This is a genomic window from Mycobacterium sp. ELW1 (assembly GCF_008329905.1).
Classification (GTDB): Bacteria; Actinomycetota; Actinomycetes; order Mycobacteriales; family Mycobacteriaceae; genus Mycobacterium.
This window is the reverse complement of record NZ_CP032155.1, coordinates 2,297,916-2,317,084: the sequence shown is the minus strand read 5'-3', so window position 1 is coordinate 2,317,084 and position 19,169 is coordinate 2,297,916. Positions and strand designations below refer to the sequence as shown.

The 19,169-nt window shown below is 66.6% G+C and carries 19 protein-coding genes, 1 tRNA gene and 1 pseudogene; 11 read left to right on the top strand and 10 right to left on the bottom strand.

Features of this window, described 5'->3' with window-relative positions; translation table 11 throughout:
• The first annotated feature begins 16 nt into the window (after positions 1–16).
• Positions 17–493: a MarR family winged helix-turn-helix transcriptional regulator gene (locus D3H54_RS10755; RefSeq protein WP_149379021.1), complete on the top strand. Its 477-nt coding sequence runs from the start codon at positions 17–19 to the stop codon at positions 491–493.
• A gap of 17 nt (positions 494–510) precedes the next feature.
• Positions 511–1,758 carry an MFS transporter gene (locus tag D3H54_RS10750; RefSeq protein WP_149379020.1) on the top strand — a complete coding sequence of 416 codons (1,248 nt, stop codon included), beginning with the start codon at positions 511–513 and terminating at the stop codon, positions 1,756–1,758.
• 27 nt (positions 1,759–1,785) lie between these two features.
• On the opposite strand, the gene D3H54_RS10745 is transcribed toward D3H54_RS10750, so the two are convergent.
• Together D3H54_RS10745 and D3H54_RS10740 are read right to left on the bottom strand one after the other, a co-directional pair.
• Positions 1,786–2,673, bottom strand: a complete 888-nt coding sequence (locus D3H54_RS10745; protein WP_149379019.1) for a bestrophin family protein — start codon at positions 2,671–2,673, stop codon at positions 1,786–1,788.
• A 16-nt stretch (positions 2,674–2,689) separates the two neighbouring features.
• Positions 2,690–3,418 carry a VIT1/CCC1 transporter family protein gene (locus D3H54_RS10740; RefSeq protein WP_149379018.1) on the bottom strand — a complete coding sequence of 243 codons (729 nt, stop codon included), beginning with the start codon at positions 3,416–3,418 and terminating at the stop codon, positions 2,690–2,692.
• 102 nt (positions 3,419–3,520) lie between these two features.
• Here D3H54_RS10740 and D3H54_RS10735 point away from each other — a divergent pair, with 102 nt between their 5' ends.
• From D3H54_RS10735 to D3H54_RS10715, 5 genes and pseudogenes are all read left to right on the top strand, one after another.
• Positions 3,521–5,437 (top strand): acyl-CoA dehydrogenase family protein, encoded by a 1,917-nt coding sequence (locus tag D3H54_RS10735; RefSeq protein WP_149379017.1) that lies wholly within the window; start codon positions 3,521–3,523, stop codon positions 5,435–5,437.
• Positions 5,438–5,535: 98 nt separating this feature from the next.
• The gene (locus tag D3H54_RS10730; protein ID WP_149383462.1) at positions 5,536–6,192 is read left to right on the top strand and encodes a hypothetical protein; all 657 of its coding nucleotides are present in this window, start codon (positions 5,536–5,538) and stop codon (positions 6,190–6,192) included.
• Positions 6,189–6,769: pseudogene (locus D3H54_RS10725) on the top strand (cytochrome c oxidase subunit 3). The gene D3H54_RS10730 and the pseudogene D3H54_RS10725 overlap by 4 nt, the downstream one beginning before the upstream one ends.
• The gene (locus D3H54_RS10720) at positions 6,769–7,032 is read left to right on the top strand and encodes a cytochrome C oxidase subunit IV family protein (RefSeq protein ID WP_149379015.1); all 264 of its coding nucleotides are present in this window, start codon (positions 6,769–6,771) and stop codon (positions 7,030–7,032) included. Before D3H54_RS10725 ends, D3H54_RS10720 begins: the two are co-directional and overlap by 1 nt.
• A 332-nt stretch (positions 7,033–7,364) precedes the next feature.
• Complete coding sequence (locus D3H54_RS10715) at positions 7,365–8,585, top strand: APC family permease (protein WP_149379014.1); 1,221 nt, start codon at positions 7,365–7,367, stop codon at positions 8,583–8,585.
• Between the two features lie 30 nt (positions 8,586–8,615).
• Here D3H54_RS10715 and D3H54_RS10710 read toward each other — a convergent pair.
• Positions 8,616–8,688, bottom strand: a tRNA-Asn gene (locus D3H54_RS10710).
• Between the two features lie 150 nt (positions 8,689–8,838).
• Here D3H54_RS10710 and D3H54_RS10705 point away from each other — a divergent pair.
• Entirely contained in the window at positions 8,839–9,087 is a 249-nt protein-coding gene (locus tag D3H54_RS10705; protein WP_036344477.1) for a hypothetical protein, read from the top strand.
• An 85-nt stretch (positions 9,088–9,172) separates the two neighbouring features.
• On the opposite strand, the gene D3H54_RS10700 is transcribed toward D3H54_RS10705, so the two are convergent.
• Genes D3H54_RS10700 through D3H54_RS10690 form a run of 3 tightly spaced genes read right to left on the bottom strand, consistent with a single transcriptional unit; the run spans position 9,173 to position 12,752 of the window.
• Positions 9,173–9,490, bottom strand: coding sequence for a DUF7155 family protein (locus D3H54_RS10700; protein WP_149379013.1), 318 nt, complete (start codon positions 9,488–9,490; stop codon positions 9,173–9,175).
• A 55-nt stretch (positions 9,491–9,545) separates the two neighbouring features.
• Positions 9,546–11,474 (bottom strand): DNA primase, encoded by a 1,929-nt coding sequence (dnaG, locus tag D3H54_RS10695; protein WP_149379012.1) that lies wholly within the window; start codon positions 11,472–11,474, stop codon positions 9,546–9,548.
• A 9-nt stretch (positions 11,475–11,483) separates the two neighbouring features.
• Positions 11,484–12,752, bottom strand: coding sequence for a deoxyguanosinetriphosphate triphosphohydrolase (locus D3H54_RS10690; RefSeq protein ID WP_149379011.1), 1,269 nt, complete (start codon positions 12,750–12,752; stop codon positions 11,484–11,486).
• Positions 12,753–12,796: 44 nt separating this feature from the next.
• On the opposite strand from D3H54_RS10690, the gene D3H54_RS10685 reads away from it, so the two are divergent.
• Positions 12,797–14,809: a TPM domain-containing protein gene (locus D3H54_RS10685; RefSeq protein ID WP_149379010.1), complete on the top strand. Its 2,013-nt coding sequence runs from the start codon at positions 12,797–12,799 to the stop codon at positions 14,807–14,809.
• 7 nt (positions 14,810–14,816) lie between these two features.
• On the opposite strand, the gene D3H54_RS10680 is transcribed toward D3H54_RS10685, so the two are convergent.
• Entirely contained in the window at positions 14,817–16,241 is a 1,425-nt protein-coding gene (locus D3H54_RS10680) for a glycine--tRNA ligase (protein WP_502707728.1), read from the bottom strand.
• Positions 16,242–16,340: 99 nt separating this feature from the next.
• On the opposite strand from D3H54_RS10680, the gene D3H54_RS10675 reads away from it, so the two are divergent.
• Positions 16,341–16,646, top strand: a complete 306-nt coding sequence (locus D3H54_RS10675; protein WP_102805607.1) for an ArsR/SmtB family transcription factor — start codon at positions 16,341–16,343, stop codon at positions 16,644–16,646.
• Positions 16,647–16,657: 11 nt separating this feature from the next.
• A complete protein-coding gene (locus D3H54_RS10670) occupies positions 16,658–17,065 on the top strand; it encodes a Fur family transcriptional regulator (protein WP_149383461.1) in 408 nt (135 codons plus the stop codon).
• A gap of 3 nt (positions 17,066–17,068) precedes the next feature.
• Here the strand turns inward: D3H54_RS10670 and D3H54_RS10665 are convergent, their stop codons facing one another.
• Genes D3H54_RS10665 through recO form a run of 3 tightly spaced genes read right to left on the bottom strand, consistent with a single transcriptional unit; the run spans position 17,069 to position 19,149 of the window.
• Positions 17,069–17,452 (bottom strand): hypothetical protein, encoded by a 384-nt coding sequence (locus tag D3H54_RS10665; RefSeq protein ID WP_149379008.1) that lies wholly within the window; start codon positions 17,450–17,452, stop codon positions 17,069–17,071.
• Between the two features lies 1 nt (position 17,453).
• Positions 17,454–18,362, bottom strand: a complete 909-nt coding sequence (locus D3H54_RS10660) for a decaprenyl diphosphate synthase (protein WP_149383460.1) — start codon at positions 18,360–18,362, stop codon at positions 17,454–17,456.
• Positions 18,328–19,149, bottom strand: coding sequence for a DNA repair protein RecO (gene recO / locus D3H54_RS10655; RefSeq protein ID WP_149379007.1), 822 nt, complete (start codon positions 19,147–19,149; stop codon positions 18,328–18,330). The genes D3H54_RS10660 and recO overlap by 35 nt, the downstream gene beginning before the upstream one ends.
• Between the last annotated feature and the right edge of the window lie 20 nt (positions 19,150–19,169).

The following is a 19,169-nucleotide window of genomic DNA, read 5'->3' as shown; positions in this document are numbered from 1 at the left end:
TGTAAATATGGTCGGTATGAGTCCGACGCCCACCCAGGAGCGCCCCGACGCTGCGTCCACGTCACACGCGGGCTTGGGTTCTGAGCTGCTCACCGTCGTCGCGCGGCTCAACCGACTGGCCACCCAGCGGATCCGGCTGCCGCTGCCCTGGGCGCAAGCCCGGCTGCTCAGCACGATCGACGACCAGGGCGAGGCCCGCATCTCCGATCTGGCTGAACTCGACCACTGCTCGCAGCCGACGATGACCACGCAGGTCCGGCGACTCGAGGACGCCGGCTTAGTGGCCCGCACTACCGATCCCGACGATGCGCGTGCAGTCCGCATCCGCATCACCCCTGCGGGCAAGACAATGCTGACCCAGGTCCGCGCCGACCGCGCCGCGGTGATTGATCCGCGCATCGAGCGGCTGTCGGACGAGGATCGCGAAATTCTGTCGACCGCCGTCGGAGCACTGCATCGCCTGCTCGACGACCTCGACACGTCACCGAAGTAGTAAGGAGTGAGCCACTCATGTGGCGTCAACCCAAGGCCGTCTGGGCCGTTGCGTTCGCATCCGTCGTCGCGTTCATGGGCATCGGACTCGTCGATCCGATCCTGAAACCGATTGCCGACAATCTCAACGCCACACCGTCGCAGGTGTCGCTGCTGTTCACCAGCTACATGGCTGTCATGGGCGTGGCGATGCTGGTCACCGGCGTGGTGTCGAGCCGCATCGGCCCGAAGCGCACGCTGCTGCTCGGCCTGGTGATCATCATCGCCGGTGCCGGACTCGCCGGTATGAGTGACACCGTGATGGGCATCGTCGGCTGGCGCGCGCTGTGGGGGCTGGGCAATGCCCTGTTCATCGCGACCGCACTGGCCACCATCGTCAACTCCGCGCGCGGCTCAGTCGCCCAGGCGATCATCCTCTACGAAGCCGCGCTGGGGCTCGGCATCGCGGTCGGTCCGTTGGTCGGCGGCGTGCTGGGTGGAATCTCCTGGCGTGGGCCATTTTTCGGGGTATCGGTGCTGATGGCCATCGCCTTGGTCGTGACGACGCTGCTGCTGCCCGAGACGCCGCGCCCGCAGCGGATGACGACGCTGGCCGACCCGTTCCGCGCGCTGCGCCACCGCGGCCTGCTCGGGGTGGCGGTCACCGCGCTGCTCTACAACTTCGGCTTCTTCACTCTGCTGGCGTTCACCCCGTTCCCGCTCGACATGAATGCGCACGAGATCGGGCTGATCTTCTTCGGGTGGGGTCTGTGTCTCGCATTCACCTCGGTGGTGGTGGCACCCCGGTTGCAGCATCGCTTCGGCACCGTCCGCGTGCTGTTGGTGAATCTGCTGTGCTTCTCGGCGCTTCTGGTGGTGATGGCCGTCGGTACCGACGACAAGACCATCCTGGCCACCTGCGTGGTCATCGCAGGCCTGTTCATCGGCATCAACAACACACTGATCACCGAAACGGTCATGAAGGCTGCGCCCGTCGAACGGGGTGTCGCCTCGGCCGCCTACAGCTTCATGCGGTTCGGCGGCGCCGCCGTCGCGCCCTGGCTGGCCGGCGTGCTCGGTGAGCGGGTGAGCGTGCACCTGCCGTTCTGGGTCGGCGCCGGTGCGGTGCTGCTCGGCGCCGGGGTGCTGGCGCTGACGGCCCGGCACCTGCGTGGGATTGACACTTCCGGCGGGCAGGAGCGAAGCGACTCGGGGAACAAGCAGGAGGATGAGGTCGAGGAGATCACCGAGCAGGCCACCGCGGTGACCGTCGGCAGCGACAGCTGAAACCGTTGTCGCTCAACGCCTGAGCGCTTACATCCAGACAGTGGCTTTCGGGCCTTCTCGGGGCTGAGCCAATGGGTGGCCGGCTCCCAACAGGTTGCCGGTGATGACAGCGCAAAACCGGTACATCGAGATATCGAAAATGCTGTTGCTCATCGGCTGCTCGATGAAGTGCCCGAGCCGTTCGGCACCGATGAACACTGCCATCAGCAGCAGACCGATGATCACCCCGGCGTACGGGTGCGAAGACCCGTCCAACCTGCTGAAGGCCATGATCGAGAAGAACCACGCCAAAGACCGAATGAAGATCTCGTACTGAATCGGTATGGGCTCGTTGCGGATGCGTTCCAAGCCGCTCTGGGCGCTCACCAGTGCAGTGTTGACGCCCATCAGCATCACGCGGGCCTGGTGGTCGATGCGGCCGTCGGCACATAGAGCCTGGACGTCGACGGCCTGATACGTCAGCAGGTCGACCGCAGTCGCCTTCGGGGGATCCTCCGGCGTGAGGTCCGTAACCCCGGGCAGCGCGGCGACCCCACGAAGGTCGGCGGCGAGCTGCCAGGCGTAGCGCGCCTGTCGGCGACGCATCCGGCTCACAACGCCTGCCATCTCCGGCGAACCGGAGTCCACCGAACACAACGTGTTGTACGTGGCACGGGAATTGATGATGACGTTGCCCCACAGCGTTCGGGCCTCCCACCACCGGTTGTAGGCGGTGGTGTTGCGGAAGCCGATGAATACCGAAGCGCCGATACCCAATACCGACAACACCGCCGAGGCATAGTCGATCTGGGTGGGGTCGGGAATGGGGATCAAGACCGCGGCCACCACGATGATCGCGAGCAGATCCCAGCGCATCTGCCACCACACGAGGCCCGACACCTTCAGCGGGCCGAGCTTCCCGACGCTACGAATCACCGCGCCAGCGTATTGCTCATAAGGCGGCTTCGACGAGATTTCCGACCGCATAGGTGGCTGCGATCGCGATGGCGCCGAACGCCAATTGTCGTCCGGCGCCGAGCCACATCGAGCCCTTCGTGAACTTCGCGGCCACCGCACCGGCCACCAACAGGCCAACGCCACTGCACACCAGACCGAGCCACAGCTTCTCGGAACCGAACAGATACGGAAGCAACGGGATGATCGCGCCAAGAGCGAACATCACAAACGACGAGACCGCCGCGATCACCGGGGACGGCTTCTCCCGCGGGTCCACGCCCAACTCCTGCGACAAGTGGAAATGCACAGCCTGATCCTCGTCGCGATGGATCTCCTCGGTGGCCTGACGAGCGGTGGCCTCGGACATCCCCATGTCCATCAACATCGCCACCAGTTCCACCCGTTCGGCATGCGGATGTCGCTCGAACGAACGCCGTTCGATGCGCACCTGGGAATCGATCTGCTCGTTGGCGGTGGTGACGGACGTATATTCGCCCAGCGCCATCGAGAATGCGCCCGCGAGCAAACCGGCGACGCCGCTGAGCACCACGGTGTGCGCCCCGGCGCCGGCCGCGACACCGGCGATCAGGGCGCTGTTGGAGACCAATCCGTCCATCGCCCCGAAGGTCGCCGCACGCAGCCAGCCTCCGGTGACGTCGGGGTGGGAATGATCGATGTCGTGGGGCAGGTGTCCCGGTGCGGGCTCCCCCTCGGACGCGGCCATGCACGCCATTGAACGCCAGCCCGTCGAGTCACATCCACTGAGGTTGGCCTGTGTTTGCCACATCCGCGTTTGCCAAATGCGCTGCGGGGATACCTTCATGCCATGACCACCACTGCGGAGCACCTGCGGAACGCGCTCGACGGCCGTTGGCGAGACGTCAAGAACGCCGTGCGAGACGAACTTTCCACCGAAGTCTTCCGGCCGCATTACACGCCCAACACCGTCATCGCTCGCGCGAAGGTGGCTGAGCAGATGAAGATCATGGCGGCCAAGGGCGCCGCCGAAGACGGCTTCCGCAAAGAGCACGGCGGCAACGGCGACGTGGGTGCCGCCGTCACCCGCATCGAGATGCTCGCGATGTCCGACTTGTCGCTGATGGTCAAGGCGGGTGTGCAGTGGGGATTGTTCGGCGGCGCCATCGAGAACCTGGGCACCGAGCGCCACCACAAGGCCTACGTCCAGCGCATCATCGACCTGGACCTGATGGGCTGCTTCGGCATGACCGAGACCGGACACGGCAGTGATGTCCAGGCGTTGGAGACCACCGCCACCTACGATCCGGCGACCCAGGAGTTCGTGATCAACTCCCCCACGCCGACCTCGCGCAAGGACTACATCGGTGGCGCGGCCGAAACCGCCAAGGTGTCAGCGGTTTTCGCGCAGCTGATCACCGGAGGCGAATCGCACGGCGTGCACTGTTTCGTCGTCCCGCTGCGTGACGAGGACGGCAACGACCTGCCCGGCGTCACCACCTCGGATTGCCACTACAAGGGTGGCCTGCCCGGCGTCGACAACGGCCGGATCATGTTCGACAACGTTCGCATCCCACGCGACAACCTGCTGAACAAATACGGCGACGTCGCGGCGGACGGCACCTACTCCTCCCCGATCGAGAACGTGAACCGGCGTTTCTTCACGATGCTGGGCACACTGATCCGCGGCCGCGTCACCGTCGGCGGCAGCGCGGCGGCCGCAGGCCGGGTGGCCCTGGATATCGCGGTGCGATACGCCTTGCAGCGCAAGCAGTTCAGCGCACCCGACGACGACGGCGAAGTGCTCATCATGGACTACCTGGTGCACCAGCGCCGGTTGTTCCCCTTGATCGCCCGCTCCTATGCGCTGCAGTTCGCCCAGAACGAGCTGGTGGCCCGCTTGCACGACCTGCAGACCTCGGACAACCCCGACGCCGAGGAGCAGCGCGAGCTCGAATCCCGGGCAGCAGGCCTGAAGGCGGCCAACACCTGGCACACCAGCGCCGCCATCCAGGAAGCCCGCGAAGCATGTGGTGGCGCAGGCTATCTCGCGGAGAACCGGCTCATCGCGCTGCGCGCCGACACCGACGTGTTCACCACCTTCGAGGGTGACAACCATGTGCTGACCCAGCTGGTGGCCAAGGAACTGCTGACCGCCTACGCCGACGACGTCAAGGGCATGAGCCCGGTGGAGTGGGTGCGCTTCGCCGCCAACTTCGCCGGCGACCGGGTGCTGAAAAGGACTGCGGCCGAGACGATCATGCAAACCATCGTCGACTCTCGTCAGGACAACGAGGAGGAAGGCAGCCTGTTCAACCGCGGCACCCAGGTCAAAATGTTCGAGGACCGCGAGGAGTACCTGCTCTCCTCGGTCGCACGCCGCCTGCAGCGCAAGTCCAAGGAGATGTCGGCGTTCGACGCGTTCAATGCGGTGCAGGATCATGTGCTGCACACCGCCAAGGCCCACATCGACCGGATCGTGCTCGAGGCGTTCGTCGCCGGTATCGACGCCTGCCCGGACGAGGAAGCTCGCCACATTCTGGGCATGGTGTGCGACCTGTACGCACTGTCGGTCATCGAAGACGACAAGGCCTGGTTCGTCGAGCACCGGTTCCTGTCCACCGAACGGGCCAAGGCCGTCACCCGCGGCATCAACCAGCGCTGCCGCGATCTTCGGCCGCACGCCGAACTGCTGGTCGACGGATTCGGAATCCCCGAACAACTGCGGTACGCCGAGATGCTGCATCCGGAGAACATCCTCGACTAGCGGTTTTGACAATTTTGACAAAACCGCGGGTGTGACTGGGTAAGGTCGCCGCCGTGGAGCTCACGCTGCAGCGCATTGGCGCATGGTGCGGAACGATCATGATCCTGCTGTACGGCACCTGCATGTCGGGGTTGGCGCGGCTGTTCCCGCCGATCTCGCCGGTGTGGTCGCCGACGGAAGTCGCCGACTTCTTCATCGACCACAAGATCTGGATCCGCATCGGTGTCGCCGGTTGCCTGCTGACCTCGGTGATCGCCCTGCCGTTCCTGGCCACCATCGTGCTGCGGATCCGTCGCGTCGAAGGACGCTGGGGCATGTTGTCCATGACGCAGTTGTTCGCGGCGACGATATTCGTTCCCGCGCTGCTGTTCCCGTTCCTGGTGCTGGCCGCGGCGGCATTTCGGCCCGAGAGCAGGTCACCGGAGATCACCCAGGCGCTCAACGATGTGTTCTGGCTGATGTTCATCGGCATCGTCGGCACGATCATCATGCAGAACATCACGCTGGCGATCGCGTCGTTCATCGACAGCACCGAACCGCAGACGTTCCCCCGCTGGTACGGCTACCTGAACCTGTGGGTGGCGCTGCTGTCGCTGCCGGGCTGCGTGGTCGTGGTGTTCAACGACGGCCCGCTGGCCTGGCACGGGGTGTTTGCGTTCTACATCCCCGGGCTCGCGCTGACGGTGTGGATGTTCAGCACCACCTACGTGCTCAATCGCGGGATCAAGGCGCAGCAACGCGCCGAACAAGCATGACGGCAGGCGCACCCACCACCGCCGGCCGCCGCATCCCGGGCGAAGAGGGCACCTGGGTCTTCCTGCTCGGCGACATGCTGGTGTTCGCGGCCTTCTTCGCCACGTTCATGGTCGAAAGATCAAAAGCGCCAGAGGTTTTCGACGCCGCCCGCAAGACGTTGCATGTCAACATCGGGTTGGCCAACACCCTCGTGCTGCTGACCAGCTCGCTGTTCGTGGTGGCGGCGATCGGCGGCCTGCGAACCGGTGCGCGGGCGATCGCCGCGCGGGCACTGGTGATCGCGGCCGGCTGCGGCGTGGTGTTCGTGGCGCTGAAGGTGACCGAGTACGTCTTGCTGGTTCAGGCCGGGCACACTGCCGGCGTCAACCACTTCTACCTGTACTACTTCATCCTCACCGGACTGCACCTGCTGCACGTCTGCATCGGAATTCTGGTGCTGGCGTTGATGATGACCCAGACACGCCGAACCGAACTGTCGGCGACCCGGCTGGCGGTCGTCGAGGGCGGCGGCTGCTTCTGGCACCTGGTCGACCTGCTGTGGATCGTCCTGTTCCCCTCCTGTACCTGGTGAGCTGATGCTGCACTTGATGCGTAACCGGGCCGGCGTGAGCTGGCTGATCCTGGTGGCCGCCACGCTGGCGTCGTTCGCGCTGGGCGCCGACCACGGCACCGGCTCGCTGGTCGCGGTCGCCGTGCTGGCGATCGCGGCGATCAAAGTGCGGCTGGTGGGCCTGGACTTCATGGAGTTGCGGCACGCGCCGATCCCGCTGCGGGCGGCGTTCGAGGTCTACTGCGTGGGGTTGTGGGCGCTGCTGTCCGGCCTGTATCTGTGGCTGTGACGCGACCTATCGACTCCCGTCGAGGTGCTCACGCCAGCCCGGCTAGCCGACGAGTACGCCGACGACGAGGTAGCGGGCCCGTGGAATACCCCCGATCCACACGTTGCAGCACGATCACGATCGCCCCGCGCCTGAGGTCGGAGTAGGGCACAAGGTCTTCAACTCGACGGCTCACGGTGCACAACGGCGGCGACCCCAGACGCGGCCGGCGACCAGCCCACGAACGATCTCCCGAATACACTTCCGTGGATGGACGACCCAGGCTGTGCCGAACTGGGTGCGATGCGCAGCCGCCGGCCAGCCGGAATCCTGCGACCACCGTCGAAGCGGGCATGACAGAGCCCGCCGGCGACGACGCCAAACTGAAGCGCACTCTGGGCTTGCCCCTGGTCACGCTGTACGGACTCGGCAACATCCTCGGTGCCGGAATATACGTGCTCGTCGGCAAGGTGGCGGGTTTCGCAGGCTCCAGCACCACCCTCGCCTTCCTCATCGCGATGGCCGTCGCGGCAGTCACCGCCCTGTCTTATACCGAGCTCGCCGGCCGCTATCCCGTAAGCGCCAGCGTATCCATCTACCTTCACCACGCCTTCGAAAAGCGTTGGCTCTCAACCTTGGTCGGCCTCACAATGGTCGGCGGCGGAATCGCCTCGGCGGCAGCACTGGCTCAGGGCTTCGCCGGATATCTGAACTCGTTCGTCGCCGTGCCGACACTCGTGGGCAGTATCGGCCTGCTCGTCGTGCTCGGCGCCATCGCCATCAAAGGGATTGGCGAGTCGGCCACGATGGCCGCCATCCTCACCGGCCTCGAAGTCCTGGGTCTGGTGGTGGTCATCTGGTTCGGGCGGAACGCCTTCACCCACATCGATGTTGGCCGCTTGGTCGCGATCGACCCGGCGGTCGGACTCGGCGGTGTTTTCGCCGGGGCCTTTCTGGCCTTCTACGCGTTCATCGGTTTCGAAGACATGGTCAATGTCGCCGAGGAAGCCAAAAAGCCGAGCCGAACCATGCCCCTGGCCATCCTCTTCGCGCTACTGGTCTCCACCGTTCTCTATCTGTTGGTCGTCGTCGTCTCGACGACCCTGGTGCCCCCGGCTGAACTCGCCCGCAGCGAAGCGCCGCTGACGTTGGTGTTCGAACGAAGCGGGGCCAGTCACGGGGTCTTTCTCAGCCTGATCGGCATGGTTGCCGCGATCAACGGCGTCATCGTGCAGATCATCATGGGCTCGCGCATTCTCTACGGACTGGCCAAGGAAGGCTGGATCCACAGCAGGTTCGCCCGCGTGCACGGTTCCTACCAGACGCCGGTGATAGCCACCGTCGTCGTGGTGTTCGTCATGATCGTCGGCACCGCTCTGCTCCCGCTGGTATCGCTGGCCCGGCTCACCAGCCTGCTGGTGCTCATCATCTTCACTCTTGTCAACGCGTCATTGATCGTCATCAAGCGGCGCCAGCGCTCGCACCGTGGATACGTCAACGTGCCGAGGGTGATCCCCTACCTGGGCGTGGTGCTGTGTGTGGGGACGCTCGTCTTTCAAGCTTTGAACTGGTGACGAACGACCACGAAGAATCGAAGGAGATTGCTCCCCCGCTTGGACTCGAACCAAGAACCGTCCGATTAACAGTCGGAAGCTCTGCCAATTGAGCTACAGGGGACTATCTGCTGCCCGCGTGACGCCTTCGCGCTGATGCGGACCGGAGAGTGACTCTAGCTTACCGGGGACCCCGGATGCCAAACCGGCGGGCGCGCGCCAACACAGGTACGTCAGGCAGGATGGAGGGGCGAGGATTTAGGAAGGGAATGCAGTGATCCAGTATCTGGCCGTGCTTGGCGTGGGTTATGTGTTGGGCACCAAGGCTGGCCGTAAGCGCTACGAGCAGATCGTCGGCACCTACCGCGCCATCACCGACAATCCCGCCACCAAAACCGTGATCGACGCAGGACGCCGCAAGCTCGCTGATCGGGTGTCACCGGACCCGGACCCGAAGATGGTCACGCTGACCGAGATCGACGCCAACACCACCGTGGTGGAACCACAGCGGTCGGAGAAGTAGGCACGACGACATCGACCTCACGGTCGTCAATCGCGAAAAATCACAGCCCTCAGGTCAATCTCGCGGCCGGAGAGAACGCTTGAATCTAACCCAGCGGGATGCTGATGGTCTGACCCGGCAGCAGCGGGCCGGTGCTCACACCGATACCGCCACCGGGCATCGAGCCCGCATCAGGACCGTAGACACCGAACTGCGGCGTGCCGATGCTGACGTTGTTGTTCGAGTACGACAGGCACTGCCCGTCGCCGCGCGATCCGAACCAGGCCAGGCAGGTGCCGCCGGTGGCCGTGGTGGTCGACGAGGTGGAGTGCTCCAATGCCACCAGGGCCGGCACCGCAGCCGCGGCCACGGCAAGCGCACCGAAGGTGGCGATACGCCGGGCACGAGTATTCGCGGTAGTCATATCTGACCTTTCGCCGGAGACAGGCAGCACGTTAACCATAACCCGATGCGAGTTTTCACGCAGTGAGGTCGTCACCGCTGGCTTGTTCGAGCAGGCTGCGCCGATACGCCTCCAACGCGACCAGGTCGCCGAACAATGCGTGGTATTCGTCGCCCTGCTCCACCGGCGACATTCGCTGCAACTTGGACTTGACCTCGGCGACCTGCCGCCCCACCCAGACCTCCTGCAGCCGGGCCAGGACGCTGCCGACGTATCGCGGCAGTTTCTCTTCCTCCTCGACCCGGATCGCCTCGACTCCGAGCTCGGTGATCAGGCCTTCGGTCAGCGGTGCACCGGCCCGTTCGCGCACGGTATCGATCCACTGGCCGCCGACAATGCCCGACGAGGTGCCCCCGGCCGCCTCGATCGCGAGCCGCACCGCCGCGTAGCCGGGGTGGGTGAAACTCTCGACGGTCAGCGAGTCGAACACCGGGCCGGCCAGCGCCGGGTACTGCAGGGCGGCTTTGAGCGCCTCCCGCTGCGGCCACAGGGTCGGATCTCGCGGGTCGGGACGCCGGGCGCCGGCCTCGGTGACCTTGTTGCGTGCGGGTGCGGCACGTCTGTTGTCGCGGCCCCCCGGTTTGTGACCGGCTTCCTCCCGCACCCGCGCGATCACCTGGGCGACGTCGTCCCAACCGACCCAGCCGGCGAGCTGACGGGCGTACTCGTCACGCAGCGTGGGGTCCTTGATCTGGGCGACCATCGGCACGCAGCGGCGCAACGCCGCCACCCGGCCCTCGGCGGATTCCAGATCGAGCTCGGCCAGTGCCGTGCGGATCGCGAACTCGAACAGCGGCGTGCGCCGCGCCACCAGATCGCGCAGCGCACCGTCGCCCTGCGCCAGCCTCAGGTCACACGGGTCCATTCCGTCGGCAGCAACCGCCACGAAGCTCTGCCCGGCGAGGTTCTGCTCGCCCGCGAACGCCTTGAGCGCGGCGGCACGGCCGGCCGCGTCGCCGTCGAAGACGTAGATCAGCTCGCCGCGAAAGAACTTGTCGTCCATCATAAGCCGCCGCAGCATCGACAGGTGCTCGTCGCCGAACGCGGTGCCACAGGACGCGACCGCGGTGGTGACACCGGCCAGGTGCATGGCCATCACGTCGGTGTAGCCCTCGACGACAACGGCCTGATGTCCCTTGGCTATATCGCGCTTGGCCAGATCGATGCCGAACAACACATTCGACTTCTTGTAGAGCACGGTCTCGGGGGTGTTGACGTACTTGGCTTCCATCTGGTCGTCGGCGAAGATTCGCCGGGCACCGAAGCCGACGGTCTCGCCGCTGGCGGTGCGGATCGGCCACAGCAACCTGCGGTGGAAGCGGTCCATCGGCCCGCGTCTGCCCTCACGCGACAGCCCGGCGGCTTCGAGCTCCTTGAACTCGAAGCCCTTGCGGATCAGATGCTTGGTCAGCGAATCCCAGCCCGACGGCGCGAACCCGCAGCCGAACTGGCGGGCCGACGCGGCATCGAAATTGCGCTCGGTCAGGTACTGCCGTGCGGGCGCGGCCTCCTCGGATTCCAGTGCGGCAGCATAGAATTCCTGCGCGGCGGCGTTGGCGGCGATCAGCCTGCTACGACTGCCGCGGTCGCGCTGCACACTGGTTCCGCCGCCGCTGTAGGTCACCGTGTAGCCGACGCGGTCGGCCAGCATCTCCACGGCCTCGACGAAACTGACGTGCTCGATCTTCTGGATGAAGGCGTAGGCGTCGCCGCCCTCGCCGCAGCCGAAGCAGTGGAAATGACCGTGATTGGGCCGCACGTGGAACGACGGCGACTTCTCGTCGTGGAACGGGCACAGGCCCTTCATCGAATCGGCGCCGGCCCGGCGCAGCTGCACGTAGTCGCCGACGACGTCTTCGATGCGGACCTGGTCGCGGATCGCGGCGATGTCGCGTTCGGAGATCCGACCCTTGCGGTCTCCACCTCCGCTCACCGCTGTCGTCATCGGCACAGTCTAGGACGCGGATCCACCGGCGATGTGCGCGTCGATGCGCTCCACCCGGCCTTCGGTGTACGACGCGAGCTGGTCGACGACGACCCGCATCCGCCCCGCGTCGTCAGCGGCGGCGGTGAACTCCGGGGCGAATACCGGATCCAGCGTCGCGGGCGCGCCGTCCAGCAGCCAATTCGCCACCCGGTGGATCCGTTCCCGTTGCCGCGCCTGCAGTTCCAGGTGCCGCGGGTCGGACATGATGAACTGCAGCGCCAGCGTCTTGAGCAGCGCCACCTCGGCGCGGACCGTCGCGGGCACCTGCAGATCCGCCTGGTAGCGCACCAGCGGCTGCGGCCCGGCGACCTCGTGGGTCAGCCGAACTGCCGCTGAGGCGAACCGACCGACCAGTTCACTGGTCAGCCGCTTGAGCGCGACCGAGGCCGCGAGCGTGCCGTCGTACTTGCCGACGCCGGCGACCACCGGCAGCTGGGACAACCGCTCGGCGGCCGCCTCGAGATCGGCGGCGGCGATCGTGCTGGACTCCCCCAGCGCACCCAGCGCAGCCGCGGCGTCGGCGTCGGCCAGCACCCGCAGGTCGATTCGGCCCGACACCACCCCGTCTTCGACGTCGTGCACGGAGTAGGCCACGTCGTCGGCCCAGTCCATCACCTGGGACTCCAGGCACGGGCGTCGCGACGGCGCGGCGCCCCGCACCCACTCGGCCAGCGCCCGGTCGTCTTCGTAGAAGCCGAACTTGCGCACGCCCGCTTCGCGGAACCACGGATATTTGGTGACGGCGTCCAGCCCCGCGCGGGTCAGGTTCAGTCCCACGCTGCGACCTTGCCCATCAAGCACTTTCGGCTCGATGCGGGTCAGGATGCGGAAGTTCTGGGCGTTGCCTTCGAAGCCGCCGCAGGCGGCTGCGAACTCGTCGAGCGCACGTTCCCCGTTGTGGCCGTAGGGCGGATGGCCGATGTCGTGGGCCAGCCCGGCCATGTCCACCAGGTCGGCGTCGCATCCCAGCGGCAGCGCCATCCCCCGCCCGATCTGGGCGACCTCCAACGAATGCGTCAGCCTGGTGCGCGGGTTTTCGCTCTCCCGCGGGCCGACCACCTGAGTCTTGTCGGCCAGTCGGCGAAGAGCGGCACAGTGCAGCACGCGGGCACGGTCGCGGGCGAAGTCGGTGCGGTGCTCCGTCGACGTACCGGGCAGCCCGGCAGTCTTCGGCGGCTCGTGCACCACCCGCTCGCGGTCGGCCTCGTCGTAGTGGCCGTGCTCATTCGTTGTCACCGACGCACAGTCTGCCAGCACCGGCCCCACTACATTTGACGGTCATGCGCCTCGCACGTCTGTTCAGCCTGCTCGTGGCCATCCTGACCACCGCCACCCTGGCGGCACCCGCCGCGACGGCCGAGCCGCCGTTCCGGCTGCCGGACTACGTCACCGACAACGCCGGCGTCCTGGCCGGCGGCCAACTGGCCAGCGTCCAGAACGCCGTCGACACCCTTTACCGCGAGCGGAACGTCCGGCTATGGGTGGTCTTCGTCGACTCCTTCGCCCCCAAGAGTGCGGTGGGCTGGACCGAGGAAACCCGCCTGGCCAGCGATCTGAGCAATCAGGACGCGATCCTGGCGGTCGCGACCGGGCAGCGCTCCTACGCGTTCCTGGTGCCGACCGCGGCGGCCGGCGGCGCGAAGATCGACGACCTACGCCGCGACAAGATCGAGCCCGCACTGCACAACGGCGACTGGGCGGGTGCGGCGATCGCGGCGGCGGACGGCCTGGCGGCCAAGACCACCAGCAGCGGCGGCGGGTTCTCGCTACTGCCGCTGGTGATCATTCTGGGTGTCATCGTGCTGGCGGTGGTGGTCTTGCTGGTGTGGAGCCGCCAGCGCCGGCGCAAGCGGCACGAGGCCGAGGTGGCCGCCGCCAAGCGGGTTGACCCCACCGATCCCAATGCCCTGGCCTCGGTTCCGCTCGACGCCCTCGACGAGCTGTCCCGCTCGATCGTCGTCGACGTCGACAATGCCGTGCGCACCAGCTCCAACGAATTGACCTTGGCGCAAGAAGAATTCGGTGAGCAGCAGACGCAACCGTTCGTGCGGGCCGTCGACAACGCCAAGGCCACCCTGCAGCAGGCGTTCAACGTACGCCAGCAGCTCGACGACGCGGTGCCCGAAACCCCGGCCCAGCGCCGCGACCTGCTCACCCGGGTGGTGGTCGCCGCCGCGCGGGCCAACCGTGAGCTGGACGCCCAGAACCAGGCGTTCCATCAGCTGCGCGACCTCGTCATCAACGCCCCCGACCGGCTGGACACCCTGACCCAGAAGCTGGTCGACGTCAGCGCCCGCATCGAACCCGCCCAGGGCACGTTGACCCAGCTGCACTCCGAATTCGCCGAGTCGGCGCTCGTTTCGGTGGCACGCAACGCCGCTGCCGCCCAGGAGCGGCTGGACTTCGCCGACAATTCGATCAGCCGGGCCCGCGAGTTGGTGGCCAAGCCGGTCGCCGGTGAGCAGATCGAACTGGTCGATTGTGTGCGCGGCGCGGAAGCCGCTCTGCAGCAGGCCAGTTCGATGCTCGACGCAGTCGACAGCGCGGCCAGCGACATCCGGCGCGCGGTCGCCACCCTGCCTGCAGCGATCGCCGACACCCAGCAGGGCATCAACCAGGCCGTGGCCCAGCTGACCCAGGGCGGTCTGTCCAACACCGCGGAGCTGACGGCTGCCCGCGACGCTGCCGTCGCGGCGGTGACCGCGGCCCAGACCAACGGATCGGCCGACCCGCTGGGGGCGTTCACCCAGCTGACCCAGGCCGACGCCGACCTGGACCGGCTACTGGCCAGCGTGGCCGAGGAACGCGAGAACGCCGAACGACTGGGCCGCTCCTACGACCAGGCGTTGTTCACCGCACAGTCGCGGGTGCGTTCGGTGTCGGACTACGTCGACACCCGCCGCGGCAGCGTCGGGCCCGAGGCGCGCACCCGCCTCAACGAGGCCGTGCGTCAGCTCGAGGCCGCACAAGCCAAGCGGAAGACCAACGTCGCCGAGGCGATCGCGCATGCCAATGGCGCGTCGATGCTGGCCGCCCAAGCCCAGCAGCTGGCCAACGCCGACGTCCAGTCCGCGCAGCGCACCTACATGAATCACTATGGCGGCGTTGGCGGTTCGTCGAACATGGGCGCCGTCATCGGCGGCATCATCCTCGGCAACATCCTGTCCGGCGGCATGCGCGGCGGATTCGGCGGCGGATTCGGCGGTGGCGGCGGATGGTCGTCGACGACCTTCGGCGGATCGTCAGGCGGCTCCGACGGCGGTGGGATGCTGGGCGGCGGTGGCCGCTTCTAGGTCGCTTCTAGCCCTTCAGCCGGGTGGCCAGGTAGTCGACCACCGAGTCGATGCCGATGCGTTCCTGGGTCATCTGATCCCGCTCACGCACGGTCACCGCATGGTCCTCGAGGGAGTCGAAGTCGACCGTCACGCAGTACGGCGTGCCGATCTCGTCCTGGCGGCGGTAACGCCGGCCGATCGCACCGGCGTCGTCGAACTCGATGTTCCAGTTCTTGCGCAACTCGGCGGCGAGATCCTTGGCCTTCGGGCTGAGATCGGCGTGCCGCGACAGCGGTAGCACCGCGGCCTTCACCGGAGCCAGCCGCGGGTCCAACCGCAGCACCGTGCGCTTGTCCACCCCGCCCTTGGCGTTCGGCGCCTCGTCCTCGGCGTAGGCGTCGACCAGGAACGCCATGAACGAACGGGTAAGTCCCGCTGCGGGTTCGATGACATACGGGACGTAGCGCGTGTCGGCGGCCTGGTCGTAGAACGACAGATCGGTGCCGGAGTGCTGCGAGTGGGTCTTGAGGTCGAAGTCGGTGCGGTTGGCGATGCCTTCGAGCTCGCCCCACGGGTTGCCCTGGAAGCCGAACTTGTACTCGATGTCGGTGGTGCCGGCCGAGTAGTGCGACAGCTTCTCCTTGGGATGCTCGAAGAGCCTCAGGTTGTCGCGCTTGATGCCGAGATCGATGTACCACTGCAGCCGGGTGTCGATCCAGTACTGGTGCCACTCGGGTGCGGTGGCAGGCTCGACGAAGAACTCCATCTCCATCTGCTCGAACTCGCGCGTGCGGAAGATGAAGTTGCCGGGGGTGATCTCGTTGCGGAAGCTCTTGCCGATCTGGCCGATACCGAACGGCGGCTTCTTACGCGATGTCGTCACCACGTTGGCGAAGTTCACGAAGATGCCCTGCGCGGTTTCCGGGCGCAGGTAGTGCATGCCCTCCTCGGCTTCGATCGGCCCGAGGTAGGTCTTGAGCATCATGTTGAATTCGCGGGGCTCGGTCCACTGGCCCTTGGTGCCACAGTCCGGGCAGACGATCTCGGTCATCGCGACCGATTCTGGATCGTCGATTCCCTTCTTCTCGGCGTACGCCTCCTGCAGGTGGTCCTGGCGATGCCGCTTGTGGCAGTTCAGGCACTCGATGAGCGGATCGTTGAACACCTCGACGTGGCCGGAGGCCACCCACACCTCACGCGGCAGGATGATCGAGCTGTCCAGGCCGACGACGTCGTCGCGGCCGGTCACCACTGACCGCCACCACTGCCGCTTGATGTTCTCCTTGAGCTCGACGCCCAGTGGGCCGTAGTCCCAGGCCGACTTGGTCCCGCCGTAGATCTCGCCGGCTGGATAGACCAAGCCACGACGCTTGGCCAGGTTGACGACGGAATCGATGACGGACGCCACGGTGGGTGCCACTCCTGTTCTGTGAACGGACAACAGCCCCATAGCCTAGCGACCTCTCGCCGGACCCTTTGACATGCGTGATCGTGCATGGAAAAGTGGAGATCAACTGGAAATCGTTTCCAATAACGTGGGAGGTGCGCAATGACCACCGCCACCGACCATGCTGCCCTCCTCGAACGCGCCGGCGAGCTGTTGCGCGCGCTGGCCGCCCCGGTGCGCATCGCGATCGTCCTGCAATTGCGGGAGTCCCGGCGTTGCGTACACGAGCTCGTCGATGCCCTCGACGTCCCGCAGCCCCTCGTCAGCCAGCACCTGCGAATCCTGAAGGCCGCCGGGGTGGTCGCCGGCGAACGATCCGGGCGGGAAGTGATGTACCGGCTGGTCGATGAGCACCTGGCCGAGATCATCGTCGCCGCGATCAGTCACGCCGGCGAGGAGCACTCGTGACCGGAGCCGACATCCGTCCGCGCGCCGGCGCGGGCGGGGTGCGGGCGACTCGTCAGCGGGCGTCCATCATCGCGCTGCTCGACACCGTCGACGAGTTCCGCTCGGCGCAGGAATTGCACGACGAGCTGCGCCGCCGCGGTGAAAACATCGGGCTGACCACGGTGTACCGAACGCTGCAGTCACTCTCGGCGGCCGATCTGGTTGACATGGTGCGCACCGATACCGGGGAGTCGGTCTACCGGCGCTGCGCCGGCGCGGACCACCATCATCACCTGGTGTGCCGCACTTGCGGCGCGGCAGTGGAGGTCAGCGGGCGCGAAGTCGAAGCCTGGGCCGCGGAAGTGGCTGCCGAACATGGCTTTTCAGACGTCAGCCACACGATCGAATTGTTCGGCACCTGCGGGCAGTGCCGCGGCTGACAGCTAGTCGACGATCGCGCGCCGGGCATCGGCCCCACCGGCGAGCACCATCAGCACCAGCGTCTGCAACGCGTGATCGGCCAGCCCATCGCCGGGAAAGTTGTAGCGCAGCATGACATCGCCCTTTTTGCCGGACTCGACGAACGTGACCGTCCCCAGCATCGTCGACTGTGCTTGCGCGGCAACACGTTTGCGAAGATCGGCAGAAGGCGGCAGATCCCAGCCGAGCACCTGCGTCACCGACACCATCTCGATGTCCTCGGCGATGGTGACCGTCCGCAGCGACGCGAACGTCCCTTCGTAGCGCACCGTGAGCGCACCGTCCGGTTCCACCTCGACCGGCACGACCGCGCTCAGCGCATCGGCCAACCGCGTGTCGAGTCCCATCTCAGGCCCGGCCGAAACGCCGGTTGCGTTCCGCGTACTCCTCGCACGCCGCCCACAGGTCGCGCCGGTCGTAATCGGGCCACAGCTTGTCCTGGAACACGTATTCGGCGTACGCGGCCTGCCACAGCATGAAGTTGCTTGCCCGCTGCTCCCCCGACGTCCTGATGAACAAGTCGACGTCGGGAATGTCGGGCCGGTGCAGGTGCTCGGTGATCGTGGCCTCGTTCACCCGTTCCGGGTCGACCCGGCCGGCCACCGCATCGCGCGCGATTTGCTTTGCCGCTTCGGCGATTTCGGCCCGCCCGCCGTAGTTCACGCAGTAGTTCACCGTGATGACGTCATTGTTGACTGTCATGTTCTCGGCGATGTCGAATTCCTTGATCACGCTGCGCCACATCCGCGCCCGCGACCCCACCCAGCGCATGTTGACCCCCATGGCGTCCAGGTTCTCGCGGCGCCGGCGCACCACCTCGCGATTGAAGCCCATCAGGAACCGCACCTCTTCGGTACTGCGCCGCCAGTTCTCGGTGGAGAACGCATACACCGACAGGTGCTGGATACCGATCTCGATGGCCCCGCAGGTGATGTCGATCAGCACCGCCTCGCCCATTTTGTGGCCCTCGGTGCGGCTCAACCCGCGCTGCGTGGCCCAGCGCCCGTTGCCGTCCATCACGACAGCCACGTGCTTGGGCATCTGGGTGGCCGGGATCGCCGGCGGCACGGCCTTGGAGGTGTGCTGGGGCGGCCGGCGCGGACCGCCGTCCGGCGCGGGCGGAAGCTCGGGAAACACGACCGGCCACACAGAGGTGTCCGGGAACATCGGGTAGTCGTCGGGCGCCGGGGGCAGCTGCGGAAAGGTCTCTTTCCGCCTGCGCTCAGCCCCCCGCCACGAGCTGGTCACCCGGTTCATCGCCATATGGCTCATCCTGCCTGAACATCTCCATCCCGTGGTCAGCGGCCCGCCGGTAGACACGCTCCACCAGCGGCAAAGTGCGCAGCTGCCGTTCCAGATGCCACTGCAGATGCGCAGCCACCAAGCCGCTGGCGTGGCTACGGTGCGACGGCGTCGAGGCCTCCGCAGCCTCCCAATCACCGTCGTGCAGCGCGGACATCAGGTCCACGACCGCCTGCGGCGGCGTCGTCGAGCCGGACGGACGGCAATGCATACAGACGCTGCCACCAGCGGCGATGTGGAACGCGCGGTGCGGTCCCGGCGCGGCGCAGCGGGCACATTCGGTCAGTGCCGGCGCCCAGCCGGCGATCCCCATGGCCCGCAGCAGGTAGGCGTCCAGGACCAGCTCACGGCTGCGGGCACCGTCGGCCACCGCCCGCAACGCCCCGACTGTGAGCCGGTGCAGCGCCGGGGCCGGGGCGCGTTCCTCCCCGGCGAGCCGCTCGGCGGTCTCCAGGACCGCGCAGGCGCTGGTGTAGCGGCCGTAGTCGCTGACGATGTCGGTGGCGAAGGCGTCGATCGACACCACCTGAGTGACGATGTCCAGGTTGCGACCGGGATGCAGCTGGACGTCGATGTGAGCGAACGGCTCCAGCCGGGAACCGAATTTGCTGCGGGTACGGCGTACGCCCTTGGCAACCGCGCGGACCAGACCGTGGTCGCGGGTCAGCAAGGTGACGATGCGGTCGGCTTCACCGAGCTTGTGCTGGCGCAGCACGACCGCCCGATCCCGATACAGCCGCATCCGACTAGTTTCCCACCGCA